Source organism: Klebsiella sp. RCJ4 (genome assembly GCF_009025755.1).
GTDB classification, from domain to species: Bacteria; Pseudomonadota; Gammaproteobacteria; order Enterobacterales; family Enterobacteriaceae; genus Klebsiella; species Klebsiella michiganensis.
This window is the reverse complement of the sequence record NZ_WCIN01000046.1, coordinates 21,833-40,735: the sequence shown is the minus strand read 5'-3', so window position 1 is coordinate 40,735 and position 18,903 is coordinate 21,833. Positions and strand designations below refer to the sequence as shown.

Annotated in this window: 20 protein-coding genes; 17 read left to right on the top strand and 3 right to left on the bottom strand. The window is 57.5% G+C overall.

Features of this window, described 5'->3' with window-relative positions; genetic code table 11:
• Positions 1-14: 14 nt before the first annotated feature.
• On the bottom strand, positions 15-800 hold the full coding sequence (locus F8562_RS26030) for an SDR family oxidoreductase (RefSeq protein WP_014838005.1): 786 nt from the start codon (positions 798-800) through the stop codon (positions 15-17).
• 51 nt (positions 801-851) lie between these two features.
• Positions 852-1,748, bottom strand: a complete 897-nt coding sequence (locus F8562_RS26025) for a GntR family transcriptional regulator (protein WP_014838004.1) — start codon at positions 1,746-1,748, stop codon at positions 852-854.
• 190 nt (positions 1,749-1,938) lie between these two features.
• On the opposite strand from F8562_RS26025, the gene F8562_RS26020 reads away from it, so the two are divergent.
• The 7 genes from F8562_RS26020 to F8562_RS25990 are packed head-to-tail and all read left to right on the top strand — an operon-like array spanning position 1,939 to position 8,618.
• Entirely contained in the window at positions 1,939-2,751 is an 813-nt protein-coding gene (locus tag F8562_RS26020; protein ID WP_014228697.1) for an ABC transporter substrate-binding protein, read from the top strand.
• A gap of 28 nt (positions 2,752-2,779) precedes the next feature.
• Positions 2,780-3,505: an amino acid ABC transporter permease gene (locus tag F8562_RS26015; RefSeq protein ID WP_025106181.1), complete on the top strand. Its 726-nt coding sequence runs from the start codon at positions 2,780-2,782 to the stop codon at positions 3,503-3,505.
• Positions 3,502-4,242, top strand: coding sequence for an amino acid ABC transporter ATP-binding protein (locus tag F8562_RS26010; RefSeq protein ID WP_004849580.1), 741 nt, complete (start codon positions 3,502-3,504; stop codon positions 4,240-4,242). Before F8562_RS26015 ends, F8562_RS26010 begins: the two co-directional genes overlap by 4 nt.
• A gap of 13 nt (positions 4,243-4,255) precedes the next feature.
• Positions 4,256-5,431, top strand: coding sequence for a M20 family metallopeptidase (locus F8562_RS26005; protein WP_032693371.1), 1,176 nt, complete (start codon positions 4,256-4,258; stop codon positions 5,429-5,431).
• Positions 5,428-6,528 carry a mandelate racemase/muconate lactonizing enzyme family protein gene (locus F8562_RS26000; protein ID WP_014838003.1) on the top strand — a complete coding sequence of 367 codons (1,101 nt, stop codon included), beginning with the start codon at positions 5,428-5,430 and terminating at the stop codon, positions 6,526-6,528. Before F8562_RS26005 ends, F8562_RS26000 begins: the two co-directional genes overlap by 4 nt.
• Positions 6,515-7,684: a M24 family metallopeptidase gene (locus F8562_RS25995; RefSeq protein ID WP_032693370.1), complete on the top strand. Its 1,170-nt coding sequence runs from the start codon at positions 6,515-6,517 to the stop codon at positions 7,682-7,684. The genes F8562_RS26000 and F8562_RS25995 overlap by 14 nt, the downstream gene beginning before the upstream one ends.
• Positions 7,685-7,694: 10 nt before the next feature.
• Positions 7,695-8,618 (top strand): dihydrodipicolinate synthase family protein, encoded by a 924-nt coding sequence (locus F8562_RS25990; protein ID WP_014838001.1) that lies wholly within the window; start codon positions 7,695-7,697, stop codon positions 8,616-8,618.
• Here the strand turns inward: F8562_RS25990 and F8562_RS25985 are convergent.
• Complete coding sequence (locus tag F8562_RS25985; RefSeq protein ID WP_094909507.1) at positions 8,602-9,699, bottom strand: glutamine amidotransferase-related protein; 1,098 nt, start codon at positions 9,697-9,699, stop codon at positions 8,602-8,604. The genes F8562_RS25990 and F8562_RS25985 overlap by 17 nt on opposite strands.
• A gap of 68 nt (positions 9,700-9,767) precedes the next feature.
• Between F8562_RS25985 and F8562_RS25980 the strand changes: the two genes are divergently transcribed.
• The 10 genes from F8562_RS25980 to F8562_RS25935 all read left to right on the top strand — a co-directional run bounded on the left by F8562_RS25980 (position 9,768) and on the right by F8562_RS25935 (position 18,645).
• Positions 9,768-10,976 (top strand): pyridoxal phosphate-dependent aminotransferase, encoded by a 1,209-nt coding sequence (locus tag F8562_RS25980; RefSeq protein WP_014837999.1) that lies wholly within the window; start codon positions 9,768-9,770, stop codon positions 10,974-10,976.
• A 324-nt stretch (positions 10,977-11,300) separates the two neighbouring features.
• Positions 11,301-12,032: a GntR family transcriptional regulator gene (locus tag F8562_RS25975; RefSeq protein WP_014837997.1), complete on the top strand. Its 732-nt coding sequence runs from the start codon at positions 11,301-11,303 to the stop codon at positions 12,030-12,032.
• Complete coding sequence (locus F8562_RS25970) at positions 12,029-12,466, top strand: PTS sugar transporter subunit IIA (protein WP_014228688.1); 438 nt, start codon at positions 12,029-12,031, stop codon at positions 12,464-12,466. Before F8562_RS25975 ends, F8562_RS25970 begins: the two co-directional genes overlap by 4 nt.
• Before the next feature lie 3 nt (positions 12,467-12,469).
• Positions 12,470-13,252 (top strand): PTS mannose/fructose/sorbose/N-acetylgalactosamine transporter subunit IIC, encoded by a 783-nt coding sequence (locus F8562_RS25965; RefSeq protein ID WP_014228687.1) that lies wholly within the window; start codon positions 12,470-12,472, stop codon positions 13,250-13,252.
• Positions 13,245-14,024, top strand: a complete 780-nt coding sequence (locus F8562_RS25960) for a PTS system mannose/fructose/sorbose family transporter subunit IID (RefSeq protein ID WP_014837996.1) — start codon at positions 13,245-13,247, stop codon at positions 14,022-14,024. Before F8562_RS25965 ends, F8562_RS25960 begins: the two co-directional genes overlap by 8 nt.
• A gap of 27 nt (positions 14,025-14,051) precedes the next feature.
• Positions 14,052-14,543 (top strand): PTS sugar transporter subunit IIB, encoded by a 492-nt coding sequence (locus F8562_RS25955; protein ID WP_014837995.1) that lies wholly within the window; start codon positions 14,052-14,054, stop codon positions 14,541-14,543.
• 3 nt (positions 14,544-14,546) lie between these two features.
• Complete coding sequence (locus F8562_RS25950; RefSeq protein WP_014837994.1) at positions 14,547-15,251, top strand: sugar isomerase domain-containing protein; 705 nt, start codon at positions 14,547-14,549, stop codon at positions 15,249-15,251.
• A gap of 9 nt (positions 15,252-15,260) precedes the next feature.
• Complete coding sequence (locus F8562_RS25945) at positions 15,261-16,427, top strand: glycoside hydrolase family 88 protein (RefSeq protein WP_014837993.1); 1,167 nt, start codon at positions 15,261-15,263, stop codon at positions 16,425-16,427.
• Positions 16,424-17,182 carry an SIS domain-containing protein gene (locus F8562_RS25940; RefSeq protein ID WP_014837992.1) on the top strand — a complete coding sequence of 253 codons (759 nt, stop codon included), beginning with the start codon at positions 16,424-16,426 and terminating at the stop codon, positions 17,180-17,182. Before F8562_RS25945 ends, F8562_RS25940 begins: the two co-directional genes overlap by 4 nt.
• A 50-nt stretch (positions 17,183-17,232) precedes the next feature.
• Positions 17,233-18,645: an OprD family outer membrane porin gene (locus tag F8562_RS25935; RefSeq protein WP_014837991.1), complete on the top strand. Its 1,413-nt coding sequence runs from the start codon at positions 17,233-17,235 to the stop codon at positions 18,643-18,645.
• Positions 18,646-18,903: the final 258 nt, after the last annotated feature.

Genomic DNA, 18,903 nt, shown 5'->3' with positions numbered 1-18,903 from the left:
CGCACTCTCGCTGGCTAAATCGCGCCGATCAATCCCCCATCAACCCGAATCACCGCGCCGGTAATGTAGCTGGCAGGCTGGCTTGCCAGAAACGCAGCGACGGCGCCGTACTCCTGCGGTTCGCCATAGCGCCCGGCCGGAATGCTCTGACGACTCTTTTCGGCGACCGCTTCCGCACTGCTGTTTTCCCGTTGCGCCTTGAGAGCATCCAGCTGGCTGACGCGGTCGGTCGCGATGCGCCCTGGCACCATCACATTCACCGTCACGCCGTCGCCAGCCACTTCGCTGGCGAGGGTTTTCGACCAGCCGAGCAGGCTCATGCGCAGCGCGTTCGACAGGGCGAGTCCGGGAATGGGGGTTATCACGCCGGATGAAGTGGTGGTAATAATGCGTCCCCAGCCGCGGCTGCGCATGGCGGGCAGGAGTTTATCGGTGAGCTGAATCAACGAGGCGACCATGACTGAAAACTGCTGTTGCCAGACTGCGCCATCCGTCCCCTGCGCCGGTGCGGGCGGCGGACCACCGGAGTTGTTAACCAGAATATCGATATCGCCCCACCGCTCGCGGATATCGGCAATCACTCGATCAAACTGCTCCGGGGCGGCGAGATCCAACCGCCAGGCGCGGGCAGTACCGCCCAATAAGGTGATACGTTCCACCGTTTGCGCCAGTTTTTCCGCGCTGCGGCCGGTGACCGCCACCTTCACCCCTTCCTGCGCCAGGGACAGGGCAATAGCCTGTCCCAGACCACTGCCGGCACCGCAGACCAGCGCCACACGTTGTTGTATCTGAAAATCCATAAGTGCTCCTGATTGTATTTTCAGAAGCAATATGTGCAAGAGCGATGCCAGTTATGCGCGGGCGTTTTTAACATTGACCTGGTCAAAGGCGTATTGCAGATGCGTTCTCATCAACTCTGCCGCCAGTTCCGGCTTGTTCTCTCGCAGAGCATCGATGATGGCAACATGCTCTTCACACCACGCTTTTACGCGGCGCTTATTGTGATAGCTGCCAAACTCCAGCAGACGGCGCAGCCGGTTTTGTTGCTGAATGGCCTGTAACACGAACAGGTTGCCGCTGGCTTCTGCCAGCAGCTCGTGAAACTCAGCGTCGGTTTCGAAAATCTCTTTTGCCGGCACCTGCGTAATGTCCGGGTGGGTGATGAGCCGCAGATGCCGGGCGCGCAGGCGTTTAAGCATCTGCCTGTCCACATGCAGGCCGGGCGTCAGCAGCGCCGTCGGTTCAATCATCAGGCGAAAACCGTAGCTGTTGCGCAGGGCGACATCGGAGTTGAGGGTTTGCAGGAAGCGCCAGCCGTGCCCCGCGTTACGGGCAATCAGGCCGTCCTCCGATAGCTTCACCAGCGTACGGGTCAGCACGCCGCGATCGACATCATAGCGCTGGCTGATTTCGGTCTGGGTAAACGATTCCGGCAGCGCACCCGCAATACGATCGTGTACCAGCTGCTCGTACAGCTTCTGGTCATTGCTCTTGGACTGCTCAATCTCCAGCAGCTCCAGCTCATTGCTGCGTTTGAGCAGGAAAAAGCCCTGATTCGGACGCGCTTCAACCGCCCCCATTCGGGTCAACTCTTTTAGCCCGGCGCGCACCGGCGTACGCGACACGCCCAGCGCATCGGCAAGATGTTGCTCCCGTAAATGATGACCTGGATCGAATTTTGCTTCGGATATCAGGTCGAGTATTTGCCGGGCGATCCGGCGACTGCTCGCAGTGGAGTCAGGCTGCATGGAGAACGGTTCCCTGAAATGCATTGTTGTGATCGATATATACAATATCACGGGCAACAAAACGCAGCAAAACAAAGCAAGGACTGCACGATTAGCGTGCAATACGCACCAGGATGAGACATTTTTTCACACGCTTGATTGTATTTATTGACTCAATAAATTCAATTTGAATCTTAACCAGGAGACGACTATGTCCAGCAATTCTTTACTGTTTCGCCGCGTGCGTACCTTGATGTTCGCGCTGACCGCACTTCCGCTGGTAAGCCATGCAGCGGTGGAAACCATCGCCCCGGGCAAGCTGACCTACGGCACGGCGGCGACGTTTATGCCTTTTGAGTTCGTGAAAGAGGGCAAGCTCACCGGCTTCGATATCGACCTGATTAACGCGCTAAGCAAAGAGATCCGGCTGACGCCTGCGCCGATGCCGATGGAGTTCAAAGGGCTTATCCCAGCGCTGCAGGGGAAACGTCTCGATATCATCAACTCCGCCATGTACGTCAATCCGACCCGTGCCGCGCAGGTCGACTTCGTGCCCTATCTGAAAATCGGCAGCCGCGTGGTGGTGAGCAAAGGTAACCCGGCAAAAATCACCGGACGCGACCTGAGCCTCTGCGGCAAAAACATCGCCGTGACGCTCGGCGGGATCGAAGAGAGCCAGGCCCGGGCAGACAACCAGCGCTGCCTGGACGCCAAAAAACCGGCCATTAACGTCATGACCTTCCCCGCCGCCACCGACTCCGCCGTCGCCGTCGCCCAGGGCCGCGCCGATGCCGAGTTCCTCTCCACGCCGGGGACCGTCGCCCTGTTAACCGAAAAAGCGGGCATGTTTGCCGCGGTTGGCGACGAATTCGAAGCGGATACCCATATCGCGTTTGCCGTGCGTAAAGGCGACACCGAAACCCGGGCCCTGCTGGAGAAAGGTCTCCAGGGTCTCGTCAAAAATGGCACCTATAAGCAATTGATTGAGAAGTGGAACTTCCCTGACTCCGTTGCCCTTTTCTAAACCGTTTTGCCATTAACCGGAGAAAGCTATGTCGATCGAACTAATGTGGCAGTACTTCCTCTCACCCGAGTTTGTTCAGGGTGCGTGGATGACGCTACTGATTACCCTCTGCTCACTGTTGTGTGGCGTGGTGCTGGGCCTGGTGTTGGCGCTGTTGCAGGAAGCGCCGTTTCGCGCCGGGAGAGGGCTGGCCTTTTTCTACCTGTGGCTGTTTCGCGGGACGCCAGTGCTGTTCCAGATAATCTTTGTCTACAACGTGCTGCCAGGCTTCGGCTTACGCTTCTCCGCGTTTACCTGTGCAGTGCTGGCGCTTTCGCTTAATGAAGGCGCCTACATGGCGGAAATTCTGCGCTCTGGCCTGCAGGCCGTAAAAAGCGGCCAGCGCACCGCCGGCATGGCGCTCGGGATGACCCACGGGCAGATCATGCGAAAAATCGTGCTGCCTCAGGCCGCACGCATCGTTCTGCCGCCTATGGGTAACCAGATGATCAGCATGCTGAAATCGAGCGCGCTGGTGTCGGTTATCGCCGTTCAGGAGCTGCTGCTGGTCGCCAACCAGACCGCCAGCGCCAGCTTCCGCTACTTCGAAGCGCTTTGCGCCGCCGGTCTCTATTACCTGCTGCTCACCAGCCTGTTCATGATCTTCCAGTCGTGGCTTGAAAGCGTACTGGATCCAAAACAGCGGCGCAGCAAGAGCCAGAAGCGACTGACCCGCCTGTTTAAATTACCGAAAATCGCCCGGGAGGAACCATGAGCGAGAAACCGCTGCTGGAGATGATCGGCATTGATAAGACTTTTGGTCGCCAGACCGTACTCAAGAACTGCTCACTTGAGGTGCAGCGCGGGGAAACCGTGGTGCTGATTGGGCCATCAGGCTCGGGAAAATCCACCCTGCTACGCTGCGTCAACATGCTCTCACCTGCCGACAGCGGCGACGTCTTTTTCGCCAGCCAGCACATCAGCCGGGGCGAAGTGCCGGTGCACAAACTGCGCCAGCGTATTGGCATGGTGTTCCAGAACTACGAGCTGTTCTCGCACCTGACGGCGGCGGAAAACATCATGCTGGCCCCAATGACGGTGCTGGGGATGAACCGCATTGATGCCCGCACGCTGGCGGACAACCTGCTGGCGAAGGTGCGCATCAACGAACGCGCAGACCACTTTCCGGACGAGCTCTCCGGCGGCCAGCAGCAGCGCGTGGCGATTGCCCGTGCCCTGGCGATGAAGCCCGAGCTGATGCTCTACGACGAACCCACCTCAGCTCTCGACCCGGAGATGATCCGCGAAGTGCTGGAAGTGATGGCAGAGCTCAGCGCGGAAGGGATGACCAGTATGGTGGTGACCCACGAGATGGGCTTCGCCCGGCGGGCCGCCAACAACATTCTTTTTATGGAAGATGGCGAAATTATCGATCGCGCCAGCACCGGTGATTTCTTCGCCGGCCACGTCAGCGAGCGCGCGCAGCGCTTCCTGACGCAAATATTACATTAATCACGGAGTTCCTATGTCCAGTTACCAGGTTGACAGCGCACGAATGAAAAAGGATTTAGCGACGCTGGTTGCCATCAATACGGAAAATCCACCGGGCCATGAGCGTGAAGCCGCCGAATGTCTGGAAGGCTGGCTGCTGACCGCCGGGTTCGATCTCTCCTTTAGCGAATACGCGCCGGGGCGGACCAACGTTATCGCCGTCCTGCACAATGGACCGGGACCGTGCTTCGCCTTCAACACCCATATCGACACCGTTCCGGCGGGCAGCGGCTGGGCGAGCGATCCCTTCACCCTCAGCGAACGCGATGGCCGCCTGTACGGGCGCGGCGCCTGCGATGCCAAAGGCCCGCTGGTGGCGATGGTTGAAGCCCTGCGTCTGCTGGCCGCCAACCGTCAGCGCTGGTCCGGCACCTTGATGGGCGTGTTCACCGCCGATGAAGAGGTCGCCAGCGAAGGGGCGAAATTTTACGTACGCGACACTCCGCCGGCGATTGATTTCGCGGTGATTGGCGAGCCGACATCGAATGCGACCTTCTCGGCTCACAAAGGCAGCTTGCGTCCTCGCGTGCGGGTAAAAGGCGTCACCGCGCACTCCGGCACGCCGGAGCTGGGGGTTAACGCCATTTACCAGTCCGCGCGCCTTTTAGGGCTGATCGAAGAGGCCCACCACCAGCAGGTGCGTTGCCGCTGCCACGATCTGGTCGGCAACGCCAGCCTGACGGTGACCCGCATCCACGGCGGCCATGCGGACAACGTGGTGCCAGACAGCTGCGAGCTGCTGCTCGATCGCCGCATGGTACCGGGGGAAGACGAAGAGGTTGTTAAAGCCGAACTGCAACAGCTGCTCGACCACGCGTACGCGCAGGCAAACGTGGAAGCGGAAATTATCGCCTGGCAGCCCACCACCGGCGGCGCGACGCAAACCGACAGCAGCGAAGCCATTGTCGAGCAAAGCCTTGCCGCCTGCCGCCGTCACGGACAGAGCGAGCCCGGCCCGTTTGGTTTTCAGGGCGGCTGCGACCTGGTGCATTTCCGTTCGCTGGGCGCAAAGGGCGTGGTGATTGGCCCCGGCTCGCTGTCCGTGGCCCACAAGCCCGATGAATTCGTCCCCGTCGATGAATTTATCGCCGCGGCAGATATCTATCTCGATATTGCGCTCGCCATGCTGCCGCCGGCGTCCGATTTATGAAAGCGCAGCTCTTTCGGGGAGACCTGCATTACGCCGGCGTGACGCTGCATACCGCCGCCTCCGGCCCGGTGACGGCGCTCGACACCCTCTGGTTGCGCCTGGAGGACCGTGGCGTGACGGGGATTGGCGAAGTGCGTCTCAACATTCGCTACCTGCACGGCTACCGCGAAGAGCAGGTGCTGGACAACCTGCTTCAGCGCCTCAACGGTTGGGACTGGCGCCAGGAGCCCGCGGCGCAACTTGCCGCGCTGCACGAGGAGGACCGCACGCTGCTGCCGCCGTCGCGCATGGCGCTGGATATGGCGTTGCACGATTTAATGGCGCGTCAGAACGGGGTCAGCGTCGCCGCCTGGCTGGGGGCGCCAGCTGGCCTGCCCGCCTGGCACACCAATCAGACGCTGTTCTGGGGCAGCGAAGCAGAGATGCTGGCGCAGGCGCAGCGCTATGTCGATCGCGGTTTTACCCAGCTGAAGTTACGCACGGGGATTGCGGATTTCGCCACCGACCTGGCCCGCCTGCAAAAGCTGAGGCTGCGGTTTGGTCAGCAGATTTCGCTGGCGATTGACGTGAACGGCCAGTGGTCGCTGGCGCAGGCTCACGCGGCGTTCCCTTATCTGCGCGAGCTGAATCTCAGCTATATCGAACAGCCGTTAAGCCCGGCAAACGATAGCCAGCTTGCTGAACTGTACGGCTACGGCATCCCGATCATGCTCGACGAAAGCCTCAACAGCGAGTCGGCCATCACCCGGCTTATCGCCGCCAAAGGTGCGCTGTGGGGGCATCTCAAGCTGGTGAAACTGGGGGGGCTTGCTCCGACGCTTGCCGCCGCCGGCCGTCTGCGACTCGCCGACGTGCCGTTCATGATTGGCCAGATGAATGAAGGCCATGCCGCCACCGCCGCCGCGCTCCAGCTGTGCCGCGTGGTGCAACCGGCATTCGCCGAACTGTATGGCGCCGATGGATTAACCGACGATCCCGTCAGCGGGCTGGAATACCGCAATGGCATGGTCGCCGTTAACGACTCTCCCGGTCTGGGCGTGCAGTTCGATGCCGCGCGGGCCAACTTACTCCAGGAGTTTAATGATGCAAGATGTTAACAATGTGATTCAGGGCAGCGAGTCCGCCTTTCGCGCCGACGAATATGCGCAGCGCATTCAGCGTACCCGCGAACGCTTAAGCCGCGCGGGCGTGGACGTAATGATCGTGACCGGCCCGGAAAACATTTTCTGGCTTACCGGTCAGCAAACGCCGGGCTATTACACCTTTCAGGCGCTGCTGCTGCCGGTAGAAGGGAATCCGGTCTTTGTGATTCGCCAGCTCGAGTACTTTAACTTTATCGCCAACACCTTTATTTCAGACGCCGCCATCTACCAGGATGGCGATAACCCGGTGGATTTTCTGGTGGGCATGCTGCAACAGCGCGGCTGGCTCAACAAACGCATTGGGCTGGACAAACGCGGCTGGTTCCTGCCGATTGCCGTCTATGAAGCCCTGCAGGCGAAGCTCGGCACCATCGCCGATACCGCGGGCGTCATCGAACCGCTGCGCGCGGTGAAATCGGCGGCGGAGGTGGAAAAAATCGCCCTCGCGGCGCGCTATGTGGATGCGGGCATGCGCGCCGGGATGGCGGCGATTGGCAGCGGCGCGGACGAAAACGCGCTGGTCTCCGCGATGATGGGGGCCGCTATTGCCGCCGGTTCCGAGTATGTCGGCATGGAACCGCTGGTTTCTACCGGCCCACGCAGCGGCGTGCCGCACGGCACGTGGCGACGTCGGGTGATGCAGGATAACGACCCGGTCTTTCTGGAGATGTCCGCCGCCCACGATCGCTACCACGCCGCGATGATGCGCTCCGCCTGGCTGGGCCGTCCGCCCGCTATCGCCATCGAAATGGAAAAAGTTTGTCAGGAAGCCCTGCAGGCCGCCCTTGACGCCATTCGTCCGGGCGCCACCTGCGAAGCGCCGCACCTGGCCTGCCAGAAGGTGATCGACCGCGCCGGATTCACCGAAAACTTCAAAAAACGCACCGGTTACTCCATCGGTATCGCCTTCGCGCCGGACTGGGGCGAAGGCGGCATTCTCAGCCTGTACAGCGGCGTCACCACCGAGCTGCAGCCTGGCATGACCTTCCACATCCCGCCGGCCCTGCGTATCTACGGTCAATTCACCGTCGGCGTCAGCGAAACCGTGGTGGTGACTGAAACCGGATATCGCCAGCTGGGTTCCCTGGCTCGCCCATTAACGCTGCTGTAAGGAAAGAAAGATGAAAGATATCAACGAGTGCCGTGAACGCCTGCGCGGCATTTTCAACATCACCGTCACCCCGTTCACCGCCAGCGGCGCGATCGACTTCCCGGCGCTGCGTGAAAATATCGAACGCGTGATTGATCTGGGCTATGACGGCCTGCTGATTGGCGGCACCTACGGTGAGTTTCCGGTAATGACCGTCGAAGAACGCCGCGAGCTGTTTCATGAGGTGATGGGATGCGTGGACGACCGCGTGGCAGTGATGCTGTGCAGCGCCAGTTCCGCCCCGCGCGACGCCCGCGAGCTGACCCGGCTGGCAAGCGAGCTGGGCGGGCTGCCGATGGTCACCGCCCCCTTTGTTAGCGAAATCACTGACGAACAGATCGTCAGCTACTTCAATGAGATGGCGCCGTTATCCAAAACCGGCATTCTGGTGTACAACGCGCCGGGCATCGGCATCACCCTCTCCCCGGCGCTGCTGGAACGGCTGGCAGAGATCCCGAACGTGGTCGGCATCAAACAGGGCGATCTAAACCCTACCGCCATCGATCAGATTGCCAACCGCCTGCGCGGGCGTCTGCGTTTGTTCTGCGCCTCCGATCTGGCTTTCCTCGGGCCGATGATGGCCGGGTTTGACGGCATCAGCACGACCAACAGCGGCGCGCTGCCGGAGCTGATCGTCAATACCTTCCGCGCCGTAGAACGGGGCGACGCCGCCACCGCCCGCGATTTGCATCAGCTGTGGTACGCGTATCGGGCGCTGGCGCGCAAACACGGTCAGCCGCAGCTGGTGAAAGCGGCGATGGCGCTGCGCGGCTTTAACGGCGGCACCGTACGCGCACCGTTAAAACCGATCGGCGACGCGGCGCTGGCAGAGCTGACCCGCGTAATGCAGGAGCTTGCCAGCGACCATCGCAGCGGGGTTACGCTGGCGCGTTAAGCGCCGCCTGTAGGAACGCGACGAACAGCGGATGGGGCGCATCCGGGCGGGACATCAGTTCCGGATGCCCCTGAACCCCGTGCCAGAACGGCAGCTCAGGCTGGGAAACGGCTTCCACGATACCGTCGCTTTGCGCGCTCACGCGGACCCCGCCGGGAGACAGCGCCGGCAATAACTCGGGGTTAAAGCAGTAGCGATGGTTGTAGTGCATTTCGCGGATATGGCCGGGGATAAGCCCGGAGGAAAAAGGGAATACGCCGCAGCGATGACGGCCATCGGCAAAGGGAACAAAGCTGTGCAGGGCTTCATCGGGGGTGACTTCCGCGGGAATGGCCGATTCGAAACCCGGGCTACGGCGCACGGCTGCGGTCATCATGCTCTGCATTCCCAGGCACAGCCCCAGCGTTGGCTGCCCGCGGGCCAGGGTCTCTTCCGCCACGCGGATTTGTCCGTTGACCGCCGCCATCGAGGAACCGCCTGGCAGCACCACGCCCTGGAAGGCCTGAAGCTCGTGTAATCCCGTGGACAGGCTGGCCGGCGCAAAGAAATGGACCTCCAGGTTCAGCCCCAGCGACGCCGCGGCATCGCCCAGCGAGCCGAGCGTGGCGGGATAGACCAGACGGTGGTCCGCCTCGCGGCCAATCAGCGCGATGCGCAAGGACCCGCCGGCAGACGACGACACGCCGCTATCCCAGCGGCCATAGCGGTCGGCGGTGAGATCTAACAGCGTGTGTTGCCCATCGCTGAGCGTCAGGCGGTGGCGGCTGTCGTCGCTGTAAAGCCGCTGGCCCGGCAGGTCGGCGATAAGCGGCACCTGCGAGGACGCCAGCACAATGACGGCGTCTGATGACGGCAGGCGGGCGATATCGCGCACCTCTTCACGCAGCGTATCGCTGCGCCAGAGGCCGCTGGTCACGCAGTACCCTGCACGAATGACGTGCTGGTGGCTATCGGGTACATCCCCGGCGAAGTCGGGGCGAAGGCTCCAGAGGGGCAACCCAAGACGATTGGCCCACAGGCTGGCGGTGATACCGTAGCGGGCGGGCGCGGAGCTGTTATCGAGAATAAAGATCGGTGACACGGCGAGTTTCCTGCTGATGTTGGGTACCTAATTGTATTAATTGAATCATTAGATACAAAAGAGGATTTATGAATAACAGTCAAATCGCCCGTCGTATGCAATCCGTACGGCCTTCTCCGACCGCGGCCATTTCTGACCAGGTACGGGTACTGGAAGCCGCAGGCAAGCAGGTTATCAACCTGGGCGAAGGGGAACTGGATTTTGCTACCCCACCCCATATTAGCTATGCGGGCATTGAAGCTATCGTGCATCACCAGACTAAGTATACCGCCGTTTCCGGCACCGCAGCGCTCAAGGCGGCCATTGCCGCCAAGTTCGCTCGCGACAATCAGCTGCGCTACCGTCCGGAAGAGATCATCGCCGGGAGCGGCGCCAAACAGCTTATTTTCAACGCCTTTCTGGCAACCCTGGACGCCGGGCAGCAGGTGATTATTCCCGCGCCCTACTGGGTCTCTTACCCGGATATGGTCTCTCTGGCCGACGGCGAACCGGTGATTGTGCCCTGCGATGAACAACACGGCTGGAAGCTGACGCCAGAACAACTGGCCGCCGCCCTCACCCCGTCAACGCGCTGGTTGATCCTCAATTCGCCGGGTAACCCGACCGGGGCGATTTACAGCGAGCGGGAGCTACGCGCGCTGGCAGACGTGCTGGCGGACTACCCGCAGGTGCTGGTGATGGCCGACGACATTTATGAGCCGCTGCGTTACGACAATACCCCGTTCACCACGTTTGCTCAGGCCGCGCCGCAGCTGGTTTCGCGCACGCTGACGGTGAACGGCGTGTCCAAAAGCCACGCCATGACCGGCTGGCGTCTGGGCTATGCGGGTGGGCCGCAGTGGCTCATTGCCGCCATGCAGATCCTGCAATCACAAAGCACCTCCAACCCCAGCGCGATTTCGCAGGCTGCGGCGGTCGCTGCCCTTAACCATTCGGCGGACTTCTTAGACGGCTGGCTGCACACGCTGGATAAACGCCGTCAGCAGGTGCTGGGGATGATTGCCGCTACCGAGGGCCTGAGCGCTGGCATCCCCCAGGGCGCATTCTATGTGTTTGCCAACTGCCAGCGGCTCATTGGGCGAGTGACGCCCACCGGCGAAACCCTCCGCGACGACAGCGGGCTGGCGAACTGGCTGTTAGAACACACTCAGGTGGCCGTGTTACACGGGTCCGCGTTCGGCATGCCGGGGTATTTACGTATTGCCTACGCGGTAGAAGATGGGCTGCTGACGCAGGCCTGTCAGCGGATTGCCGAAGCCTGCGCGCAGCTGCGTTAGGGCACGCAAGCACCACAATGGCGCCCTGTATAAAGAAAACCCCGCGCGATGTACTGGCCGGGGTTGTTGAATGCGGGCGCTCCGTTTTCTCAGCTCGCCAGCGCAATAGCGCGGCAATCAGTTTGCGTTCACGCCCGGCCGCTGCGGCAAAAATTCCTCGCCCCTGCCCCCTCCGTCGGGGCGAAATTGCGAAATGCATCACAGTCCAGGAAATAACTTAACAGGTTAACCGGTTAAGTTGAGTTGAGAGGTTGATCGGACAATCGGGTACGGGTATCGTAAGCCTACGAAATAAAATAAATGTAAACAGAAACTGGCGAAACAATGAAAGCAACGGCACAGTCAACGAAATACCAGGTGATAAAGGCAGCACTGTTAGATGAAATAAGAAACGGTACTTTTAAACCCGGGGAAAAATTCTACAGTGAGTCGGAATTAAAAGAGCGTTACTCCGTCAGTTCCGCCACGGTTATTCGCGCTATTCACGAAATGGTGAATGAAGGCTACCTGATTCGCTATCAGGGTAAAGGCACTTTTGTTTCGAAAGCCAAACGAAATGAGAACATTATTTTCTCAGAATCAGATAACGATTTAAAAGGCATGCAGTCGGTTAAAGTTATCGCCTGTGAACTGGAAAACGATCCGTGTATTAAAGAAAAACTCGGGTTAAATGATGATGAAAGATATTATCGTATTGCGCGCTTAAAGTTTGATAATAACAAACCTTATGCATTACAGATTTCGCATATTCCGGCCCGCTACTTCGCCAGTCAATTGACGATTAAGAATTCGGCACTCAGCTCTATTTATGAGGCTTTTAAGGTTAACAATGGTCTTGATATGTACACCATGCCCTATCGGCAGACCATCTGCGCCCTGACCGATGCTGCGCCAGAAGTCCTGCAGCACCTTGAGCTCACGGCTCACCAGCCCGTTATCATGATGAAACGCTATACCCACGACGAGCAAGGTCAGGTGATTGAATATATTGAGACCTGGAAACGGTTAGAATCATTTTATATTGAAATAAGAACGCCAGATAAGGGGGCAGGATGAACCAATTATTATTAATCTCACATGGGGGTTTCGCCAGCGGTGCCAGACAGGCCACAGAATTAATACTCGGAGCGCAGCCAAACCTTCATGTAGTTGAACTGGATGGTGAGAAAGGGATAGCAGTATTTAAACAGGAACTTCTCGATAAAATCACCATCCTTAGCGCAGCAAAATCCAAAATTATTATCCTCTCTGATTTAAAAAGTGGTTCGCCGTATAACTCCGCAATGGAGATTATTGTCACTAACAACCTATGGAATAATATCACCCTGCTCTCTGGGATGAATTTAAATTTAATTCTGGAAATGGCCATGGCAATTGATGAAAGTCACTCGCCAGCCTCGCTGAATGAAATAATAACTACGGCGCGTGATGGTATTTACCATTTACAGCAGGCAGCGCTTGCCGCCCACACAGACGACGGAGACGAGTAAAAAATGGAGCACATTGCGGTCTGGCAGATAGCGTTACTGACGCTTTATTCAGGGCTGGCGATATACGACGGCAACAACACGACGCTTGGGTTAGTGAAACCGAGCATGGCGGGCTTCTTTGCCGGTCTCATTATGGGCGATATGACCACCGGGCTTATCGTCGGCGGCACCCTGAACCTGCTGGTACTGGGGGTGGGTAACTTCGGCGGCGCGTCGATCCCGGACTACATGACCGGTGCGGTGCTGGGTACCACTTTCGCGATCATCAGCGGCCAGGGCGCGGCGTTTGGCGCCACCATTGCGGTGCCGATTGGTCTCTTAATGGTACAGCTGGATATCCTCGCCCGCTTCAGCAACACCTTTATACATCATAAGGCCGACAGGCTGATTGAAGAGGGTCAGGTGAAGGCGGCGGCCAGGATGAACCTGCTGGGCCAGGTGCCTATTTCGCTCTCGCGTATGCTGCCGGTGCTGTTGGCGCTGATCCTCGGGGCAACCTTTGTTAATGACGTCGTGACCTGGATCCCCGCGTCCATCATGAACGGTCTTAAAGTCGCCGGTGGCCTACTGCCTGCGCTGGGTATCTCCATCCTGCTGCGCTATTTACCGATTAAGAAAAACATCTCGTTTCTGATTCTGGGCTTTTTCCTGGCGGCCTATCTGAAAGTGCCGGTGCTGGGCGCCGCGCTGCTGGGTCTGGCAATTGCGCTTTACGTCTTCAACTCAGAAAAACAGGTAACGCAAACTACCGAATCCCCGGCAAATGGAGCAATGGGCGATGAATAAAGTATTAAAACGCGTGTTCTGGCGCTGGTTCCTGTTCGGTCAGTCAGGCTGGAACTACGAAAAAATGCAGGGTCTGGGCTATCTGTACAGCATCTATCCGTTCCTTGAGAAAAAGTACGCAAAACCCGAAGAGCAGAAGGACGCGGCGAAGGTACACAGCCAGTTCTTTAACACCAACAACACCATGGCGCCGGGGATCCTCGGGGTGAACATCGCCCTGGAAGAGCAGACCGGGCTTGCGGGCAAAGATGCGGTTGCCGGGATCAAAACCGGTCTGATGGGGCCTCTGGCGGGCATCGGAGATACGCTGTTCTTTGTTATTCCGACCACCATTATCGGTTCTGTCGCTTCGTACCTCGCGCTGCAGGGCAACCCGGTGGGGCTTGTTCTCTGGCTACTGTTCGCCCTGGTTCGCATGCTGTTTATGCGCTTTAGCATCAGCAAAGGGTATCATGAAGGGGTCAACCTGCTGGGGTCTTTGACCAATAACCTCAACAAAATTACCCGCGCAGCCAATATTCTCGGGCTGACGGTTATCGGGGCGCTTATCCCCTCGGTGGTGAAGGCGAATCTTAATTTCGAATTCAGCTACGGCGAGGTGTCGCTCAAGCTGCAGAGCATTGCCGACCAGATTATGCCCGGGCTTATTCCGCTGCTGGTTGTGGGGTTCACCTGGTGGCTGCTGGGGCTCAAAAAGATGAACTCGACTCGGGTCATTTTTGTCCTGATTGCTTTAGGTATTATCGGCTACAACCTGAATATTTTCGGTTAAGTAACACATTGATTTAAGGAACTTATCATGAAAGGTATTGTGCATATTCGTGTCGATGACCGGCTGATCCACGGCCAGGTGGCCACCCGCTGGGTAAGCCACTTCAACGCCAACCGTATTATGGTGATTGACGACGCCGTAGCTGCAAACGATGTAGAGAAAATGCTGCTGCGCAGTGCAGCCCCGGAAGGCTGCAACACCTCTATTCTCTCTTTTGAGAAAGCCAGCGCCAATATCCTCGCCGGCAACTACGACGGTCAGCGCGTACTGATCCTGCTGAAGACCCCGGAGCTGGCGCTGAAGCTGATGAACGCCGGAATTGCCCTCCCCCAGCTCAATATCGGCAATATGTCCAACAAAGACGATCGCCGCCAGATCAAACGCTCGGTCAGCGTCAACGATGCTGAGATCGCGGCCATCAACGCGCTGCTGGAAAAAGGCGTGGCGGTGACGGCGCAGATGACGCCGGAAGAGCCGAACGCCTGTATCACCACGTTTTTAAAAGCCGATAAGGGATAAGGGATGTCACCACATCAGCAGCAGTATTATCAGCATGTTTTAGCGACGCTGAATCAGGTGTTTCTTACTCAGAGCGCTGAAGTTGAGCAGGCGGCGGCGCTGTTTGCCGAGTGCGTCAAAGCCAACGGCATTATTCACGGCTTTGGCTCCGGCCACTCGTTTGCCGCGGCGGTTGAGCTGGCCGGTCGTGCGGGCGGCCTGGTCAATACCAAAGCCATTGACCAGTTCTATGGGCCAACCGGCTGGTTTGATTCGCTGAAAGGGATTGGCGACATCTTCTCCGGGCTGCTCGATCTGCGCGAGTCAGACTGCTTTGTGATTATCTCCAACTCCGGCACTAAACCGCTGCACGTTGAGCTGGCACGCAATGTCAAAGAGAGGGGGCTGAAGCTGGTGGTTATCACCCGCTACGCCGGTGAGTCGACGCCAACGAGCGAGAGCATTCGCGACTATGCCGATGTCATTCTCGATAACGGCTGCCCGTCCGGTGACTGCACGCTAAGTATGGATAACGGCAACATCATGACCGGTCCGGTGTCCTCGCTGTCTGCGGCCTTCATCATCAATAACGTGGTGATCCGCTGCATCGAGATGCTGCTGGAACAAGGTATCGCGCCGCCGGTGATGCGCAGCATCAATCTGCCCGGCGGTAAAGAATACAACGACATGCTGATGAGTCAGTACAAAGAGCGCGTATTCACGCTGTAGGGAAAAATCATGAAAGAGAGTCTGTCGAATCGCCTCACACCGCTGCCCTTTCCTGCCCTCACGCCCGACGCCTGTCGGGATGAGCTGACGGCGTGCGCGCGACGCATCGCGCGTAACATGGGTCTGTACGGCGAGAAATTCCCCTCAGCCTGCACGATCCATAATCGCTACGTTCTGAAAGAGAATAACGACTGGACCAACGGATTCTGGACCGGGATGCAGGCAATGGCCTGGGAGTTCAGCGGCGATCGCGCCTACCTGGACGGCGTTGAACGCAACGTGGCGAGTTTTAAAGCCCGCCTGGCGGCGCACCACGTCCTCGATCACCACGATATCGGCTTCCTTTATAGCCTGTCGGCAGTCGCGTACTGGAAACTGACGGAGCGCGAAGCGCTAACCCCGCTTATTCTGGCGGCGGCCGATCTGCTGGTAAACCGTTTTCACCACAGCGCCGGTTTTATCCAGGCCTGGGGGACGCTTAACGACCCGCAGGAGTACCGGCTTATTATCGATTCATTGATTAACCTTCCCCTGCTCCACGTGGCGGCAAAGATCAGCGGTGAATCACGTTATCGGGAAGTGGCTGAACGCCACTATGCGGCGGTCATCAACAACATTTTTCGCGAAGACGGCTCCACTTTCCATACCTTCTATTTTGACCAGACAAGCGGTGCGCCTTCGCACGGGAAAACCTTTCAGGGCTACAGCGATAACTCCTGCTGGGCCCGCGGCCAGGCGTGGGCCATTCTCGGCATCCCGCTTCACTGGTCGGCCACCGGCGAAACCGACCACTACGAACGGTGGCAGCAGGCCTGCGAGTATTTCTTCCGCTACCTGCCGGAGGACGGCGTTCCCGCCTGGGATCTGCTGCTGGCTGCAGATCCGGACGCCCCGAAAGACAGCTCCGCGCTGGCGATTGCGATCTGCGGCCTGCTGGAAGCGCATAAGCACTTTCCGGATGCCGGTTACCAGAAACTGGCGCGTCAATGTCTGCTGGCATTAATGCGCGGCGCGTCTGCCCGCGATGATGATGTCTGCGAAGGCTTACTTAAACACGGTGTTTACGCCTATGCCCTCGGTAAAGGCATCGATGAATGTAATCTCTGGGGAGATTACTTCTATATGGAAGCGTTATACCGAGTCTACCAACCACAATGGTCAGGATACTGGTTATGACAATGATTCAGAGCTATTTAGATATCGTCCAGAAAAAACTTAACGACATTACTCAACAGCAAAGCCATAAAATCACTTCCACCGCCGTGGAACTGGCAAAAATCATTAACCAGGGAGGTGTAATTTATATTTTCGGCTGTGGCCACTCACATATTTTCGCTGAAGATGTATTTTATCGTGCCGGAGGTATCGCCCCGGTTCGGCCAATATTTATCGAACCTTTAATGTTACATCAGGGGGCGGCGGCCTCATCATATTATGAAAAACAGAATGACTATATTGCTGAGCATCTGGCGAAATTCTCGATCACCAGTAAAGATGCGCTGATTGTTATCTCAACTTCCGGGATTAACCCCGCTCCGGTCGATGCAGCACTCTGGGCAAAACAGCACGGGGCATTTACCCTGGCACTGACCAGCTTTCTGTATGCCAAGACCCAGCCATCGAAGCACAAGGCCGGCCTTAAGCTGCGGGACTGCGTGGATGTCGCCATTGATAACCAGGTGCCAATCGGTGATGCGGTGCTTTCCCTTACGGAGCATGCAACGCCGTTCGCGCCGGTTTCCTCAATGACCGGGCTGTTTATTATGCACACCCTGTTCGCGGAAATCATAGCGAACCTGGGGAGTGAAAATAAATCTCTGCCGGTATTTTTGAGCGGTAACATTGCGAATTCCGCACAACATAATGAATATCTCCTCGAAAAATATGGTGCGCAAATCCCGGAGCTCATAAATAACACGAGTTTTAAATAAGCAGTACATCCCCTCGCCCTATAATACATGGTTTTATAAGGTATATAATAATGACAAGTCATAGACTCAGAGTTTCTCTGTGCACACCGCTGTTTCTTTTTATTGCCGCAGATGCCTTTGCGGAAGAAGAAACGGATTATGAAGCGCCTTCTCAGTTTGAGAAAGCGTTTTATGATGAAGGAAAATTAAATCTCAATACCTCACTATATATTCGTCATCGTGCTGTAAAAGACCCCGCGACCGGTAAATATGGACTGGGTCCAGCCGGGATCCAGAACCAGACCGGTAACGTGGCAATTAGCTATATTTCAGGCTATTACCAGGACGTTATTGGCTTTGATTTCTGGGGCAACGCCAACATTAAGCTCGGGCATACCGTCGGTCAGTCGGAGATCCTTTACTACGACTACGATTGCGGCGAGCCGGGCAAGTTCAGCCCGTGCGAGAAGTCCTACATGAGCGTGTCGGTTGCCGCACTCAAGCTCAACCTTGGCGATGCAGGCACCAACTTCAAGCTGGCCGCGGGCTATACCCCCATTAACTCCGGTACCGTAAAAAGCAGCTGGGGCCTCAACCCTCACGCTTTTCGCGGGTTTGACAGTGCCCTGACCCTCGACAAACTGAGGCTGACCTACGCCTGGGCCGACCGCTTCAAGAACGACTGGAGCCGTGATTTTAAACCGATGACCACGGCCTGGCACCAGAACAACGCCGCCGGACTCGATGACAACGGCAAAACCATTAAAGCCGGTGCAATCATCGATTACATTCACACGGTGGGCGCAGTCTATAACTTTGGCAATACCGTGCTTGACGTGGGCTATGGCGAAGGTAAAGGCTACCGTCGCAACTGGCAGGCACAGGTAGAGCGTCACGATACGTTGACAAAGGATGTCTCCCTGCAGAGTAAGCTCTTCTACCAGGGTGCGCGCTACATTGAAGAACTGTCGAAAATTAAAGATCCTGCAACGGAATATTATGTGGGGGTTGGTTTTAACCTGAGCCACGACAACACCGTGTGGTCCCTTGGCTATAGTCAGAACTACGCCCCGAACACCGGAGATTACAACTTCCGCTTAACCCCGTGGGCGAACTCCGATAAGCGTGATTATCAGCCGACGCTGTCGCAGCTGGAAGACTTTAACGTTTCCGGCGCCCGCGCGGTTCGTTTTGGCGTGAGTTATAACTTCGCCGATCTTAATCTACCGGAGTTAACCCTGGGCAGTGCCGGAACCTACGGCTGGCACGTGGTTAGCGATGTCAGTAAAACCGGTTCGGCGAGAAAGTACGACGGGAACATGGTGTCGTTCGATCTTTCCGCTCGCTATCAGGTGGCGGACGGCATGGCGAAAGGCCTCTCCTTTACCCTGCTCCCGGCGCTCTTCCGGGCGACAGACAGCAACTATAAAACCGATCGTAACGACGTGAAGTTTATCGTCGGCTACAGCATCAATATCTTCTGAGCCCGTCCCCCTCAACTGCGCATGAGGGGGACTTTGCGAAGGGAACCGCACCTGTCAGCTTCAAACGGCCAGAGCGGGTTACTCAACCGAATGGCATACTGAATAGCGGCGCAAAAGAAAAAACCCCGAGCGATTAAATAGCTCGGGGTTTGTATGACAGGCTTGTACGATGCCGAAGAAAGCAAAAGAACCATCAGGACTAGCCGTAGATAGATAAGTGACATTAAAATAACACGTGGAGATAGTTCTAACTGTTTT

Coding starts and splice junctions, on each gene's coding strand:
- F8562_RS26030 (WP_014838005.1), bottom strand. CDS start 800: ATGGATTTTCAGATACAACAACGTGTGGCGCTGGTCTGCGGTGCCGGC.
- F8562_RS26025 (WP_014838004.1), bottom strand. CDS start 1,748: ATGCAGCCTGACTCCACTGCGAGCAGTCGCCGGATCGCCCGGCAAATA.
- F8562_RS26020 (WP_014228697.1), top strand. CDS start 1,939: ATGTCCAGCAATTCTTTACTGTTTCGCCGCGTGCGTACCTTGATGTTC.
- F8562_RS26015 (WP_025106181.1), top strand. CDS start 2,780: ATGTCGATCGAACTAATGTGGCAGTACTTCCTCTCACCCGAGTTTGTT.
- F8562_RS26010 (WP_004849580.1), top strand. CDS start 3,502: ATGAGCGAGAAACCGCTGCTGGAGATGATCGGCATTGATAAGACTTTT.
- F8562_RS26005 (WP_032693371.1), top strand. CDS start 4,256: ATGTCCAGTTACCAGGTTGACAGCGCACGAATGAAAAAGGATTTAGCG.
- F8562_RS26000 (WP_014838003.1), top strand. CDS start 5,428: ATGAAAGCGCAGCTCTTTCGGGGAGACCTGCATTACGCCGGCGTGACG.
- F8562_RS25995 (WP_032693370.1), top strand. CDS start 6,515: ATGCAAGATGTTAACAATGTGATTCAGGGCAGCGAGTCCGCCTTTCGC.
- F8562_RS25990 (WP_014838001.1), top strand. CDS start 7,695: ATGAAAGATATCAACGAGTGCCGTGAACGCCTGCGCGGCATTTTCAAC.
- F8562_RS25980 (WP_014837999.1), top strand. CDS start 9,768: ATGAATAACAGTCAAATCGCCCGTCGTATGCAATCCGTACGGCCTTCT.
- F8562_RS25975 (WP_014837997.1), top strand. CDS start 11,301: ATGAAAGCAACGGCACAGTCAACGAAATACCAGGTGATAAAGGCAGCA.
- F8562_RS25970 (WP_014228688.1), top strand. CDS start 12,029: ATGAACCAATTATTATTAATCTCACATGGGGGTTTCGCCAGCGGTGCC.
- F8562_RS25965 (WP_014228687.1), top strand. CDS start 12,470: ATGGAGCACATTGCGGTCTGGCAGATAGCGTTACTGACGCTTTATTCA.
- F8562_RS25960 (WP_014837996.1), top strand. CDS start 13,245: ATGAATAAAGTATTAAAACGCGTGTTCTGGCGCTGGTTCCTGTTCGGT.
- F8562_RS25955 (WP_014837995.1), top strand. CDS start 14,052: ATGAAAGGTATTGTGCATATTCGTGTCGATGACCGGCTGATCCACGGC.
- F8562_RS25950 (WP_014837994.1), top strand. CDS start 14,547: ATGTCACCACATCAGCAGCAGTATTATCAGCATGTTTTAGCGACGCTG.
- F8562_RS25945 (WP_014837993.1), top strand. CDS start 15,261: ATGAAAGAGAGTCTGTCGAATCGCCTCACACCGCTGCCCTTTCCTGCC.
- F8562_RS25940 (WP_014837992.1), top strand. CDS start 16,424: ATGACAATGATTCAGAGCTATTTAGATATCGTCCAGAAAAAACTTAAC.
- F8562_RS25935 (WP_014837991.1), top strand. CDS start 17,233: ATGACAAGTCATAGACTCAGAGTTTCTCTGTGCACACCGCTGTTTCTT.